Annotated in this window: 13 protein-coding genes; 1 reads left to right on the plus strand and 12 read right to left on the minus strand. The window is 66.1% G+C overall.

From position 1 onward, the window contains the following. Positions 1-45: 45 nt before the first annotated feature. The 10 genes from WMC41_RS18060 to WMC41_RS18105 form a co-directional block, all read right to left on the minus strand. Complete coding sequence (locus tag WMC41_RS18060; protein WP_432345376.1) at positions 46-1,182, minus strand: GNAT family N-acetyltransferase; 1,137 nt, start codon at positions 1,180-1,182, stop codon at positions 46-48. A gap of 31 nt (positions 1,183-1,213) precedes the next feature. Then, positions 1,214-2,077, minus strand: coding sequence for an ROK family protein (locus WMC41_RS18065; protein ID WP_432345378.1), 864 nt, complete (start codon positions 2,075-2,077; stop codon positions 1,214-1,216). Positions 2,078-2,130: 53 nt separating this feature from the next. Further along, positions 2,131-3,225, minus strand: a complete 1,095-nt coding sequence (locus WMC41_RS18070) for an ABC transporter ATP-binding protein (RefSeq protein ID WP_432345381.1) — start codon at positions 3,223-3,225, stop codon at positions 2,131-2,133. A 4-nt stretch (positions 3,226-3,229) separates the two neighbouring features. Beyond that, a complete protein-coding gene (locus WMC41_RS18075; protein ID WP_244769814.1) occupies positions 3,230-4,039 on the minus strand; it encodes a carbohydrate ABC transporter permease in 810 nt (269 codons plus the stop codon). Continuing rightward, entirely contained in the window at positions 4,039-4,953 is a 915-nt protein-coding gene (locus WMC41_RS18080; RefSeq protein WP_432345383.1) for a carbohydrate ABC transporter permease, read from the minus strand. Before WMC41_RS18080 ends, WMC41_RS18075 begins: the two co-directional genes overlap by 1 nt. A gap of 11 nt (positions 4,954-4,964) precedes the next feature. Beyond that, positions 4,965-6,257 (minus strand): ABC transporter substrate-binding protein, encoded by a 1,293-nt coding sequence (locus tag WMC41_RS18085; protein ID WP_432345385.1) that lies wholly within the window; start codon positions 6,255-6,257, stop codon positions 4,965-4,967. Positions 6,258-6,350: 93 nt separating this feature from the next. After that, positions 6,351-7,364 (minus strand): Gfo/Idh/MocA family protein, encoded by a 1,014-nt coding sequence (locus WMC41_RS18090; protein ID WP_432345387.1) that lies wholly within the window; start codon positions 7,362-7,364, stop codon positions 6,351-6,353. A 25-nt stretch (positions 7,365-7,389) separates the two neighbouring features. Next, entirely contained in the window at positions 7,390-8,055 is a 666-nt protein-coding gene (locus WMC41_RS18095; RefSeq protein WP_432345389.1) for an N-acetylmannosamine-6-phosphate 2-epimerase, read from the minus strand. Positions 8,056-8,151: 96 nt separating this feature from the next. After that, entirely contained in the window at positions 8,152-8,991 is an 840-nt protein-coding gene (locus WMC41_RS18100) for a MurR/RpiR family transcriptional regulator (protein ID WP_432345392.1), read from the minus strand. 116 nt (positions 8,992-9,107) lie between these two features. Further along, positions 9,108-9,542, minus strand: a complete 435-nt coding sequence (locus tag WMC41_RS18105) for an Lrp/AsnC family transcriptional regulator (protein ID WP_064331380.1) — start codon at positions 9,540-9,542, stop codon at positions 9,108-9,110. Positions 9,543-9,668: 126 nt separating this feature from the next. Here WMC41_RS18105 and WMC41_RS18110 point away from each other — a divergent pair, with 126 nt between their 5' ends. Further along, positions 9,669-12,719, plus strand: a complete 3,051-nt coding sequence (locus WMC41_RS18110) for an aminotransferase class III-fold pyridoxal phosphate-dependent enzyme (protein WP_432348372.1) — start codon at positions 9,669-9,671, stop codon at positions 12,717-12,719. Between the two features lie 24 nt (positions 12,720-12,743). Here WMC41_RS18110 and WMC41_RS18115 read toward each other — a convergent pair whose 3' ends face one another. Together WMC41_RS18115 and WMC41_RS18120 are read right to left on the minus strand one after the other, a co-directional pair. Then, the gene (locus WMC41_RS18115) at positions 12,744-13,439 is read right to left on the minus strand and encodes a Crp/Fnr family transcriptional regulator (RefSeq protein WP_244769886.1); all 696 of its coding nucleotides are present in this window, start codon (positions 13,437-13,439) and stop codon (positions 12,744-12,746) included. A 75-nt stretch (positions 13,440-13,514) separates the two neighbouring features. Further along, entirely contained in the window at positions 13,515-14,429 is a 915-nt protein-coding gene (locus tag WMC41_RS18120; protein ID WP_432345395.1) for an SUMF1/EgtB/PvdO family nonheme iron enzyme, read from the minus strand. Between the last annotated feature and the right edge of the window lie 46 nt (positions 14,430-14,475).

A 14,475-nucleotide genomic window follows, 5' to 3' on the forward strand; every position in this document is an offset into this window, starting at 1 on the left:
CCGTTCGTCGGCTCGACATGCTTTCCAACCGCAAGCGGCCGGTCGTCAGAAGTGTTCGGCAACCCATGGCGGCGGGCCGGCGAAGATGCGGTCGGCAAGGGCAACGGCTTCGGCCGTGCCATCGGCATGGCCGGCCCTTTGCAGGAAACTGGCCGGACGGAAACCGGAGAACAGGCTGGGGAACTGGGCCTGCTCGATTGTCAGGACCGGCCCTCCATCGCCATCGGCCGTGCAATGCGCTGTGCCATCGCGAAGGGCGAGATGCAGGACCTGCCGTTCCGCCCCCTCTATCGCCAGCGTCAACTCACCGTCATCGCAGGCATAGCCGCGCGCCGCCAGCGCGGCCGCCGGCTCCAGCACACGCAGCAGAAACTCCTCCTGGTGGACCAGCGACCAGCCCTTGTCCGGCATGGCGAAGATGAGGGCATCCTGCGGGGCGCCGTGCCAGCGCACCTTGCGATAGACCGTCGAGAAGGTGCCGATGAATTTCAGGATCTGCCGGGCCGCCGCGCCATTCAGCGCGGCCCAGTCGCGAACATCAAGGACGTTCTCGTCCGACGTGTCGATCACCAGGTAAGCTGCATCCTCGTCGAAGACGAAGACCGAGGGGATGCTCGCCGTCTCGTCGAGGCGGGCATTCCAGTGGGCATCGTGGCGGTCCAGCAGGCCGGACTGCGGGCGGCAGGCACGCCGGTAGATGGGCTCGAGCACGGCGCGCGCCTCGCCAAGCGATACACGGCGGCAGCGGATGTCCTGCCGGATCTTGTAGAATTCCGACGTCTCGGCCTCGTAGATCATCTCGTGACCCGCAAGGTTGAAGCCGGAGCGGCGATAGACCGGGCGCGTCGAGGCGAAAAGGCTGGCGAGCAGCGCCCCGCCCTTGCGGGCGTCCTCGCAGGAGAGATCCAGGATGCCGGCGGCAAGGCCGCTGCCGCGAAACTCCGGCTGGATGGCGACATGGGCGATGTTGGCCGCAGGAACCACCCGGCCGCCGAACCAGTGGCCGCAGGAAATGACAGCCCAGACCGCGGCCGGCTGCCCGTCGCTCTCCAGGACACGGAAACAATCGAGGCCCGTCATCTCGACATAGCGGCGGGTGCGTGCCTCGTCGAAGGCGAAGGCGAGGCGATAGGCGTCGATGATGAACGGCAGGTCTGCCGCTGCGGCCTTGCGAACCACCATGGTCGGTTTCTCCTTCTGTCGGCGACCGGTCTTAGCGACCCGCGTCCGAAAATGCGATACGGGCCATATCCGCGACCCCGAGGATGCCGGCCCGAACGCCGAGTTCGGCGCGGCAGACCGGCACCGGCGCAACGGGGCCGAGCGGCGGCATCAGCGCACGCACCCGGTCGATGAACCCTTCCGCAAGGCCGATGCCGCCGCCGAGAACGATGCGCGGCGGATCGAGCGCCAACTGGATGTTGCGGCACAGGCGCGCGACGCGCTGCGCGGAGGCCGCAACGATATCCATCGCCCACGCTTCCCCCATCGCGGCGCTGGCGAAAACCTGCCGCGCATCCGCCGCCTGTCCGTGACGCCGGGCTTCGGCCGCCATCCAGCGCCCGGAGACGCGATCCTCAAGAAAGGCGCCATCCTCGCCCTCGGTCGTCAGCCCGAAATGCCCGGCGAGCCCCTCCCGCAGACGGCCGTTCAGCACGATGCCGCCGCCGATGCCGGTGGAAATGGTCAGGAAGACGAGATCCTCTCCCTGCCCCGCCCCGAGTGCATGTTCGCCCCAGGCGGCGGCCTGCGCATCGTTGACGGCGATGGCCGGGCGGGAAAACAGCGCCTCGACCCGGGAAACGAGTGGATAATCCGGCGGGATGCCGAGGGTCGCCGGGTTCATCGCCGACCACCGGCCATCCCGCACGAAGCCGGTGACGGCAAGGCCGATGCCGGAAAACCGCCCGCGCCAGGGCTCTGCCGCGACAAGGGCCGCCTCCAGCCAGCGATCCGGTCCATCCTCCCGCCTGGTGGGAACCGTCACCTCGCCCACCACGCCGGATGCACGAACGAGCGCGACCAGCGTCTTGGTGCCGCCGATATCGACCGCGAGGATTGCCTTGTCGTCCGTCATGCTCATCTTTCCGGCTTCACCCGAAGCCGTTGCGCATTTGTGCTGAAACCGCCCTAGCCAATCAGCCGCCCGGCGGCCGCGTCGAAGACCGAAACCTTTTCCGCCGCAATCGTGACCGGCACGACGGACCCCTGGGCGACGCTCCCGGTCTCCATGCGGGCGACCAGCGAATGACCGTGCAGCGACAGCGTCACATTGTCCTCCGGCCCGGTGGATTCCACCATCTCGACGCGCGCCTCGATGGCCGGCTGCCCCTCGCGCGCAAGGCGGATCTGTTCCGGCCGGATGCCGAGCAGGACGTCGCCCTTCGCCACGGTTCCTTCCGGCAGGGCAAGCGGCAGCGACCAGCCCTTCCGGTCGTCGAAGGCCGGCCTGCCATTCGCAAGCACCAGGTCGCCAGGCACGAAATGCATGGCGGGCGAGCCGACGAACTTCGCCACGAAGAGATTGGCGGGACGGTGATAGATCTCGTAGGGACTGCCGATCTGCTGCACCTCGCCCTTGTTCATCACGACGATCTTCGTGGCCAGCGTCATAGCCTCGATCTGGTCATGGGTGACGTAGATCATCGTCTTGCGGATGCGCTCGTGCAACTGCTTGATCTCCGCCCGCGTCTCGACGCGCAGGGTGGCGTCGAGATTGGAGAGCGGCTCGTCGAACAGGAAGATTTTCGGCGCGCGGACCAGCGCCCGGCCGATTGCGACGCGCTGGCGCTGGCCGCCGGAGAGCTCGCGCGGTTTCCGCTCCAGGAGCGGTTCGATCTGCAGGAGTCGCGCCACCTCGGCGACCTTCGTCTCCTTTTCCGCCGCGCTGGCGCTGCGCATGCGCAGCGGAAAGGCGATGTTCTGCCGTACCGTCATGTTCGGATAGAGCGCATAGGACTGGAACACCATGGCGATGTCCCGCTCGCGCGTCGGCACCGCCGTCACATCGCGGCCCTCGATCTCGATCAAGCCGCCGTCGATCGGGTGTAGGCCGGCGATCGCGTGCAGGAGGGTCGATTTTCCGCAGCCCGAAGGGCCGAGCAGCACGACGAAATCGCCCTCCTGCACCTCGATGTCGATGCCCTTCAGCACGCTGACGCTGCCATAGGATTTGCGAATGCTCTTCAGCAGCAGGGATCGCTTCATTGTGTCTGTTCCCGTCATCGTTCTATCCCTTGATGCTGCCGAGCGACATGCCGCGCACCACCTTGCCCTGGACCAGCATGCCGAGCACCAGCATCGGCAGCATGACCAATGCCGCCGCCGCCGTCAGCGGCCCCCATTGCACGCCCTGGAAGGTAAGGAACGAGGTGATGCTGACCGGCAGGGTCTGCGTATCGCGCCCCGTCAGGACAAGCGCGATGAAGAACTCGTTCCAGGTGAAGAGCACGCACAGGATGAAGGTGGCGACGATGCCGCCGAGCGCCACCGGCAGGAATATCTCGCGGAAGATGGTGAATTCGCGCGCGCCGTCGACCTTCGCCGCATCCCTCAGTTCCCGCGGAATATCCTCGAAGAAGGTGATGAGCAACGAGATTGCGAAGGGGATGTTGACGAAGGCATAGACGCCGATGACGATCCAGTGATTGTTGAGCAGCTTCATCTGCGCCGCCAGGAAATAGGTCGGGATGATGAAGATCAGCGGCGGCGCGATGCGAAGGCTCAGGATGAACTTCTCGTTCTGCCGCTTGGTCGGCTCGTCCTGCGCCACCAGCCCATAGGCGACCAGCGCGCCGACGCCGACCGAGATCACGCTCGCCGAAAGCGAAATGACGACGCTGTTGAAGAAGGCACGGATGAAGACGCCGTTGTTCAGCACCTTGGCGTAGTTCTCGAAGGTCGGCGCGAACAGCCAGACCGGCGGCATGGCGAAGGCGTCGCGCTGGGTCTTCAGCGAAGTCGCGATCACCCAGTAGAGCGGAAACAGCACGCAGAGAAGAAGAACGGCGAGCGCAACCCAGAGCACGATCCGGCGCATCAGGTCTCTCCTTGCTTGGGCGCCTTGAAGGCGAGGTTGTAGAGCAGGAGCAGCGCGACATTGGTGAGGATGGTCAGCACCAGGGCGATGGTCAGCGAATAGGAGATGTCGAAATTGGTAAAGGCGGAGATGTAGCCGTAGAGGTTGAGCGTCTCCGTCGACAGCGCCGGCCCGCCGCGGGTCATGATGTAGAAGATGTCGAAGGCTTTCACCGCATCGATGGCACGGATGAGCGCGACGACCATGAGCGCCCGCTTCAGCGCCGGCAGGGTGATGAACCAGAGCACCTGCCATTCCCGCGCGCCATCGACGCGGGCGGCGTTCTGCGGGTCGCCCGGCAGGGATTCGAGCGAGGCCATGGTGAGCAGCACCACGAAGGGCGTCCATTGCCAGATATCGGCCATCAGCAGCGAGAAGAGCGCGACATTCGGATTGCCGAGCCAGTCGACCGGGCCAAAGCCGATGGTGGAGAGCAGGTAGTTCATCATGCCGTTGGAAGGATCGAGCAGGAAGCGCCAGGTGAGGCCCACCACGACGGGCGTCATGACGATCGGCACCAGCAGGATGCCGCGCACGATGCGCTTGCCCAGGAATTCGCGATCCACCAGAAGCGAGATCGCAAGACCCAGCGCCACTTCGATGACCGTCGCCGCAACGGTGAACAGCACCGTGCGCCCGAGCGCATTGATGGCGCGGCCGTCGAACAGCAGCCGGACATAGTTGTCGAAGCCGATGAAGCTCTCCTGCCCCGGGCGAAGCAGGCTGATATTGTGCAGCGTCAGCCACAGCACATAGACGGTCAGGATGACCGAGACCGAGCCGAACAGAAGGACGATCGGACGGTAGAAATAGGTGGTCGCATCCTTCATGGCGCCGCTCCCCGCAAGGCCGGCCATGCCCGGCGAACCGGGCATGGCGCTTGTTCTCAACGGCTGAGCGCGGCGTCGTTCGCCGCATTGGCCTCGGCGAGCGCATCCTTGGCCGATGCCGTGCCGGCCAGCACCTTCGAGACGGCGATGCCGGCATTGTTGATGACCTCGTTGGCGGCCTCGACGGTCGGCAGGTATTGCGGGTTGCCGGCGTTGATGGAGGCGAGCATGGCGTCCTTGAAGGCGCCGTAGCGCTTGGCGAACTCCTCCGAATTCAGCGCGGCGAGCGAGGTCACGCCGGAATTCGGCGCAAGGGCGAAGGACTTGATCTGCTGTTCCTTGGCTGTCGCCCAGGAGGCGAAGATCCAGGCCGCCTCCTTGTTCTGCGAGGCCTCGGAAATGTAGAGGCTGTGCACGGCGAGCGAGGAGGAGCCGCCCTTCAGCGTGTCGGTCTCGACCGGCACCGGCACATAGCCGACCTTGCCGACGACGGACGAGATGGACGGATCCTCGTTGAACGCACCGTTGACGGTGGCGTCCATCGTCATGCCGGCCTTGCCCTGCTGGAAGAGCACGCGGTTCTCCTCCCAGCCGAAATTGGCGACGCCGACCGGTCCATAGTCGCGCAGCACGCCGGCAAAGGCGTCGAGCGAGGCGGCGGCCTCGTCCGTGCCGAGCGCCGACTTGCCGTCCGCCGTGATAAACTCGCCGCCATAGCCCCACAGCCAGCCTGCCCAGACATAGACGTTCTGGATGCCCTGCGCGCCGCGCATGGTGATGCCGGCGACCGCGCCGTTCGACTTTTCCTTGATCGTCTTCGCGGCCGCCGTCACCTCGCCAAAGCTCTTGGGAGGAGCGATGCCGTATTCTTCGAAGAGGTCCTTCCGGTACATCAGGAAGGTGCTTTCGCCATAGACCGGCAGGCCGTAGAGCTTGCCGTCGACGATGTTGGTGTTGAGATAGCCCGGCACGAAGTCCGCCTTGTCGTAGTCCGCGGGGAACTTGCCCGCGAGCTCGTCGAGCGGCGCGATATAGCCGGCCTTCAGGAAACCCGGAATGTAGATGATATTGTTCTGGACCACGTCGTAGCGGCCGGAGCCGGAGGAAAATTCCAGCAGCATCTTTGCCGTGATGTCGGATTCCGGCACCACTTCGAGTTCGACCTCGATGCCGGTCGCCGCGGTGAATTCCGGCAGCAACGCCTGGATGCCGTCCGTCGTCGGATGGCCTTCCATCAGCACGGCGAGACGGGTTCCCTTGTAGGGCTGGTCCGCATCCTGCGCGAAGGCCGATGCGGCCACGGACGAGGACAGTGCAAGCGCAAATGCAATGAAGTTACGTCTTTTCATGTCGTTCCCCTTTTGAATGTCGCTCGTCAACGAGCCGTCAGTCGCACTTCGCAGCGCCGAGACGCGCTGTATCTCCCTGAATTTCTGTCGCGTTCAGAACCGCTGCACCTCGCCGGTATCGGCCGAGCGCACGAGCGCCTGCGTCAACTCCAGCGACAGGAGCGCCTCCTCACCGGTCGCGACCTGGCATTCGGCGCCGCCGATCCATTCGAGCACGCTGGAGAGCTGGAGCCGGAGATCCCCGCCGACCCTGCCGCCGATCTCCGGCCAGTGCTGGGTGTCGATCTCGCGCGAGGCCTGGTTGTCGGCGAAGTAGAGGCCGCTGTCGCCGCACTGCACCTCGAAGGAGCCTTCCGTACCGATCATTTCGAGGCGTGCGTCGATCATGTGGCGGGCGCCCGCCGGCAGCGACCAGGCGCTTTCGAATGTCACCACCGTGCCGCCGGAGAAGCGCACGACGCCGGCGATCGTGTCCTGCGTGCCCATTTCGCCGAGCAGGATCTCGGTCTGCTGCGCATAGGCGGTGACCGGCGTCTGGCCCCTAAGCATCCAGAGCACCATGTCGACATCGTGCACCGTGACGTGCATGGCGAGCGGCAGGGTGCCGGCATACCGCTTCGGTCCTTCCGTACGGGCACTGTTGCGCCTTGCATAGACATGGATCGGCGTGCCGATCCTGCCGGTCTCGATCAGCTCGCGCGCCTTGTAGTAGCGCGGATCGAAACGCAGGAGGTAACCGACGCCGAGCTTCACATTCGCCGCCTTGCAGGCGTCAACGATCCGCCGGCCATCCTCCAGCGTCGAGGCGATCGGCTTCTCGATGAAGAGGTTGACGCCCTTTGCGGCGATCGCCAGCGCGGGCTCGAGGTGCAGGTGATCCGGCGTGCAGATGCTGACGAGGTCGAGCGTCTCGGCCGAAAGCAGCTCCTCATGCGAGCCATAGACGCGGACGCCGCCGCCGAGCCCGTCGGCCACAGCCTGCGCCCGGGCGCGGTCGCGGTCGACGATGGCCACCAGCTCCGCCCGCGGATCGCTGGCGAAGATCGAGGCATGCATCGAGCCCATGAACCCGGCGCCGATGACGGCCACTTTTGCTGTCTTGATCATGTCATCCTCCAAAATATCGGGGCCGTCAGCCGGCAAGCGCGTCAGCAAAGCGCCGGGTGATCTCGTCGGGCCGGGTGATTGCCGAGCCGACGACGACGAAGGCCGCGCCGAGCGTGAGCGCGCGCCGCGCCTGCTCCGGCTCCCAGATGCGCCCTTCGGCGACGAAGGCGATACCGGCCTGCGCAAGGTCGCCCATCAGCGCGAAATCCGGGGCGGCCGTGCCTGCGGTATAGGGCGTGTAGCCGGAAAGCGTGGTGCCGACGAAATCCGCACCGGCGGCAATGGCCTGCCGGGCCTCCGCGAGCGTGCTGACATCGGCCATGCTGGCCTTCCCCAGCCGCGTAATCTCCGACACGATATCGGCAACCGGCACGGGGCGCGGCCGGTCGGTGGCATCGAAGGCGATGACATCGGCACCCGCGGCCGCAAGGCTGCGCACGTCTTCCAGCGAGGGCGTGATGTAGACGTCCGAGCCCGGCTGGGCGATCTTCGTGATGCCGATGATCGGCAGGTCGATGGCGCCGCGAACGGCCTGCACGTTGCGCACGCCCTCGATCCTCACGCCCGCCGCGCCGCCGAGAGCCGCCGCCCGGGCGAGTGCAACGATATGCTCCGTGGCATGGAGCGGGCTCGTTTCCGCCGCCTGGCAGGACACGACGAGCCGGCCCCGCATTGTTTCCATGATGTCCATGAACACCGCATCTCCCTGAATGGAAGGGACGTTACGGTCTTTGATGGAAATCGTCAATAATTTTCTTCATCTGAAGATTATCTTCAAAACTTATCTTCAGATGTTGCGGTCACTGACGCTCTCCGCCGTGTCCTTGATCGTCTCCAGCCGTGCCGGATCGAGCTTGGTGATGGTGCTGGCGATGGCATCGACGATCAGGAGCTGGCTGATCTTCGACTGGAAGGCTCCCCCGGTCAGCGGCGTTTCCGGCGAGGAGGCGAGCAGCACGAAATCGCAGATCGCTGCGAGCGGGCTCTTCGTCCGGTTGGTGATGCCGACGATGCGCGCGCCCCGCGCATGGGCATTCTCCGCCACGCGCAGCGTGTCGATGGTCGAGCCGGAGGTGGAGACGAGGATATAGAGGTCGGCCGCCGCCGCTGTCGCCGAGGCCATGGTGGCAAGATGCGAATCCCGGGCGATATGGGCGGAAATGCCGAGCCGGGCGAGCTTGTATTCGAGATATTGCGCCGTGATGGCGGAGGCCGCCACGCCGAAGATCTCGACATGGCGGGCGGACAGCAGCAACGACGACACGTCCGCAATGACCTTGCGGTCGAGCAGGCGCTGCGTCTCGTCGAGCGCGATGCGCGCCGTGTCGACGAGTTCCTGCACGACATCCCCAGGCGTCGCCGTGGAGACGGGCTGCTGCAAGGTCGCAAGTTCATGCGCCAGGGCCAGTTTGAAGTTCTGGAAGCCGGGGTAACCGAGCTCGCGGCAGAAGCGGATGACGCTCGCCTCGGAGGACTGTGCCTCTTCGGCAAGCTCCGTTATGCTCTTGAAGAGAACGGATTGCGGATCGGCAAGCACGAAGGCGGCGACCCGCTCCAGGGCGCGGGTCATCGTTGGCGCATGCGAGCGGATTCGCGCGATCAGCGGCGGTTGAGGATGTACGTCCACCTGGTTTCCTTGCTGGATCTAAGCTTTCGGGTCGCCTGATTCATAGGCGACGGAGGGCCGAAAGAAAACAGTCCGCCGCCGGAGCCGCACGCATGCGGCAGGCAGGCACGCCGGGATCAGCTCCGCTCGATATCCCGCCGGAGCACGATGGAGGTCGTCAGATCCTCGACATTGTCCATGGTCGAGACCTCGTTGCGCAATTCGTTGAGCGCATTGATCGAGCCGACCTCCACCTCCACAACGAGATCGAGCTGGCCGCTGACCGAGGAGACCTTGCGCACCGCGGAAAAGCCGGCGAGGCGGTCGAGCACGCCGATCGAGGGCGTGCGCTTGAGGGTGACGAGCAGGAAGGCCTGGATCTGCCCGTCGTCGAGCTGGCCGATATCCGCCCGGTAGCCGCGGATGATGCCGGCCTTTTCCAGCCGGCTGACACGCTCGGTGGTGGCGCTGCGCGAAAGACCGATCCGTCCCGCCAGCGACTTCATCGGAATGCGCGCTTCGCGTGAGAGGATGCTGAGGATCGTGCGATCGATGGCGTCCGTATCCTGCATGGCCCCTCCTAACAACACGCCGACAAGATGACGGTTATTATAAACAGAGTGCCGGCACAACCGGCATAATGCCGGATGCGCCGCCGCGCCGTCCATGCAACTCTTCCGGCAGGAACGAGGATGACCATGAACGACATGCTGAAGACGACCCCGGATTTCTCCATCGACGCCGCCGCCGCGCTGCTTGCCGAGCATTACGGCCTTTCCGGCACGCTTTCGCCGCTGGCCAGCGAACGGGACCAGAATTTCAAGGTGGAGACGGCGGAGGGGACCTTCATCCTGAAGATCGTCAACGCCGCGGAGCCGGAGGTCGAGAGCGATTTCCAGACGGCGCTGCTCGCCCATCTCGGCGCCCATGCCGGCGACCTGCCGGTGCCGCATATCCGCCCGGCGCTGTCCGGCGCAAGCCTTGCCTCAACCACCGGGCCGCATGGCGTGCGCCATCGCATCCGGCTGGTCAGTTGGGTCGAAGGCAGGCCGCTCGCCGAGACGGAACGCAGCGATGCCGCGCTCCACGCCCTCGGCCGCATGCTCGGCCGTTTCGATGCGGCGCTGAAGGGCTTCATGCATCCGGGCGCCCTGCGCGATCTCGACTGGGACATCCGCCATGCCGGCCGCTCCGCCGGGCGCCTGCAGCATGTCGCCGCCGCCGAGGACCGGGCGCTGCTCGAACGCTTCCTCACGCGTTTCGCCGCCATCGCCCCGCGCCTTGCGATGCTGCGCGCCGCGGTGATCCACAACGACGCCAACGACTGGAACGTGCTCGTCGACAATGGCGATGCCGACCGGATCTCCGGCCTGATCGATTTCGGCGATGCGCTGCATGCGCCCGTCATCGCCGAGGTCGCCATCGCCGCCGCCTATGCCGGCCTCGACCATGCCGACCCGATCGGCGCGGCCGCCGCCATTGCCAGTGGTTTTCATGCCGAATATCCGCTGCAGGAAGAGGAGGTCGATCTCCTCTACGACCTCATCGCCATCCGCCTCGTCACGTCCGTGACGATCTCCGCCTCGCGCCGCAGCCACACGCAGGACAACCCGTATCTCGCCATCAGCGAGCGCCCGGCCTGGACGCTGCTGCGCAAGCTCGACCGCATGAACCCGCGTTTCGCCACCGCCATCCTGCGTAAGGCCTGCGGCTTCGAGGCCACGCCGGGCGCTCGCGCCGTCGCCGGCTGGATCGCGAGGAACCGCAAGGCGCTCGCCCCCCTGCTGGAGCGCCCGGCCGCGACCTATCCGGCAGCCCTTGTGCCCTATGGCGACCCGGCCCACCCGATGACCGTCACGTCCGCCGCCGGGCAGCCGGACGCGGCGCAGGCGATCTGGGAGGCCCATTGCCGCGGAAACGGCATCGAACTCGGCGTCGGTCCCTTCGGCGAGGAGCGCACCGTCTATGCCGGCGAGATGTTCGTCTCGCGCTTCATCGAGAAGACGCGCCGTACCCGCCATCTCGGCCTCGATCTCTTCATGGCCGCCGGCACGAAGGTCTTCACGCCGCTGCCGGCGACCGTCGTCAGCGTCGAGATCGAGAAGGAGCCGCTCGGCTACGGCTGCCTGATCGCACTGCGCCACGAACCGGAAGGCTGCCCGCCCTTCGTCAGCCTCTGGGGCCATCTCGCCCATGAGGCGACGGGCCGCCTGAAGGCCGGCGAACGGCTGGAAGCCGGCGCGCTCGTCGGCGAGATGGGCCTACCCACGGAAAACGGCGGCTGGGCGCCGCATCTCCATCTCCAGCTCTCCACCGACACCAATCTCTCCGCCACCGAGATCCTCGGCGTCGGCGAGGCCCGCTATCTCGACGTCTGGGCGGAGCTTTTCCCCGATGCCAGCACCTTTGCCGGCATCGCCGGGGAGTTCTACGAACGCCACGGCCGCTCGCATGAGGAGATCGTCAAGCTCAGGCGCGAGCTGCTCCTGCCGAACCTTTCCATCTCCTACGACAAGCCGATCAAGTTCGTGCGCGGCGAAGGCGTCTTCCTGATCGACGACAGCGGCCGGGCCTATCTCGACTGCTTCAACAATGTCTGCCACATCGGCCATGCCCATCCGGTCGTGGTGGAGGCGATGGCGAAGCAGGCGGAAACGCTCAACACCAACACCCGCTACCTGCACGACAACATCGTCGCCTATGCCGAGCGCCTGACGGCGACGCTGCCGAAGGAACTGACCGTCGCCGGCTTCGTCAACAGCGGATCGGAAGCCAACGGCCTGGCGCTCAGGCTGATGCGGGCGCATACCGGCCGCGAGAACGCCATCACGCTCGACTGGTCCTATCACGGCACGACGCAGGAATTGATCGACATCAGCCCCTACAAGTTCCGCCGCAAGGGCGGCAAGGGACCGAAGCCCCATGTCCATGTCGCGGCCGTTCCGGACAGCTATCGCGCGCCCGACGACTGGCCGGTCGAGGAGCACGGCAAGCGCTTTGCCGAAAGCGTCGCGGAGCTGATCGCCGGCATGCAGGCCAGGGGCGAAGGCCCCGGCTTCTTCATCGCCGAATCCATTCCGAGCGTCGCCGGCCAGGTCTTCCTGCCCGAAGGCTACCTCAAGGAGGTCTACCGGCTGGTGCGCGCGGCGGGCGGCGTGTGCATCGCCGACGAGGTTCAGGTCGGCTTCGGCCGCGTCGGCAGCCATTGGTGGGCCTTCGAGACGCAGGGCGTCGTGCCCGATATCGTCACCATGGGCAAGCCGATCGGCGATGGCCATCCCATGGCCGCGGTAGTGACGACCCGCGCGGTGACCGACAGCTTCAACAACGGCATGGAATATTTCAACACCTTCGGCGGAAACCCGGTTTCCTGCGCCGTCGGCCTTGCCGTGCTCGATGTCATCGAAGGTGAAGACCTGCGCGGCAATGCGCTGGTCATCGGCAATTATCTGATGGATGCCTTCCGCGCCATGCAGGCGCGATACGATGTGATCGGCGACGTGCGCGGCCTCGGCCTCTTCCTCGGCATCGAGCTCGTCACCGACCGCAGGACGAAGGCGCCCGCCACCGAGTTCGCCCGCGCCGTTTCCAACGGTGCCCGCCGCCGCGGCGTGCTGATGGGAACGGAAGGGCCGCATGACAACGTCCTGAAGATGCGCCCGCCGATGATCTTCTCGAAGCGGGACGCCGACCACCTGATCGCCGTGCTCGAGGAAACCTTCGCCGACGTCACGCGGACCCTGGGCTAGGAGAAGAGCGCCCGCAAGTGGCGCTTATTCGCGCGCGCCCTCGGCGAGCGCCGAAAGTCCTGCCATGTCGCGGATCAGCAGTTTCTGCCGCCCGCCCTCGACGAGGCCGCGTGCCTCCCAGGCACTGAGAATGCGCGAGACAGTGTGCAGCGTCGTGCCGGTCATCTCGGCGATATCCTGCCGCGAGATCGGGAAGTCGATGCGGATACCGGCCTCTTCCTTCCGCCCGGCCTGCTGGGACAGGCGAAGCACGGCATGCGCCACCCGGCGCTCCACCTCCTGCGTGGACATCTCGCGGATACGGGTATGGGCCTCTTCCAGCCGCTGGCCGATCGTCTGCATGGCCGTGACGGCAAGGCGAGGGTTCTGCTCGACGAAATGCGGCCAGAGATCCGTCGGCCAGCCGAGGATGACGCTTTCCGTCGCCGCCCGCGCGGTGCCCGGATAGTCCGTGCGCTGCAGCGCCTTGGCAAAGCCGAAGAGGTCGCCGGGATGCACGACGCGAACGATGATCTGCTGGCCGTCTTCCGTCACCTGCGTCACCTTCAGCCGGCCATGCAGCAGGAGGAAGAAGCTCGACGCCTGCTGGCCCTGTTCGAAGACGGCGTCGCCCTGTGCCACGCGGCGCGCCGTCGCATGGGTCAGCAGCCTGTCGAGGTCCTCGTCGCTCATCCTGTCGAACAGGGCAAGCGAGCGGACGACGGTCCGGTCGATCTTCACAGCCAAATCCCTCTCGCGTGAAAGCTACCGGCTTCTATCACGCCATGCCGCCACCTGAAAGTTTGAACATCCCCGTCAGAAAGAAAACCCCTTTTCCTTCAAGGCAACGAGCAGGGGCGCATACCAGCGCGTGTCCTTGACGAGGCGGAAGCCGACATTGTCCGGCGGCACGCCGACGGCACAGCCGCCGCCCTTCGGGTTGCGCACGAACGAGCTCATCGCCGCCCGATGCTTGCCGCTGGCAATGTAGATGCCGCACGACGACACGTCGTTCATCACCCGGCCCGCCTTGTCGAGATTGACGCGCCGGTGGCAGGTCGCGGTCCATTCCCAGACATTGCCGGCGAAATCGGCAAGGCCGAACTCGTTTTCGCCGAAGCGGCCGAGCGGCTGGGGAACGGGATCGCGCGAGGCCTTGCGCGCCGCCTCGCGGCGATAGTCCGCAAGCCAGCGCTCGGCCGGATTGGTGCTATTGATGTCGACGCCGAGCGCATCGTCGGGAAAGCGCGTACCGGCGGCGAAGGCGAGATCCTCGTCGCTCGGCAGGGTCCAGATCTCGCCGGTGCGGGCGCTCAGCCAGCCGGCATAGGCCGTCGCATCGTCATAGCTGACGCCCGTCGCCGGCGCCGTGGCCGCTTCCGCCGGCACGAAGCCGGGCTCGGCCGGCGCGCAGGCGCCGTCTGCGACGCAGCGCCGGTAGTCGGCCGCGCTCACCTGGTATTTCATGATGGTGAGCGGGCGCCGCATGGTGACTGTCTTGACCGGCCCGTCCACGGCAAAGCCGTTGCGGAAGAATTCGCCGCTCTCGCGGTATTCGAAGCGGCGCGGCGCGATCTCCACCGTCATCGGCTCGTCCAGCACGGGACCGGCAGGCGTAGCGCCGATAAGGTCCGTCTTCACCGCGATGCCGCCGGCAAGCGCGGCGAGGAGCAGCGCGGGAAGGGCGAGCGATGTCCAGGTAATCGCGGGTTTCGAAGTCAGTGCAGCCATGACGGCCTCCTTGCGCATCGCCCGGACGATCGTTCGGCGTCCGGGA

It is taken from the genome of Shinella yambaruensis (assembly GCF_050859155.1).
GTDB lineage: Bacteria > Pseudomonadota > Alphaproteobacteria > Rhizobiales > Rhizobiaceae > Shinella > Shinella yambaruensis.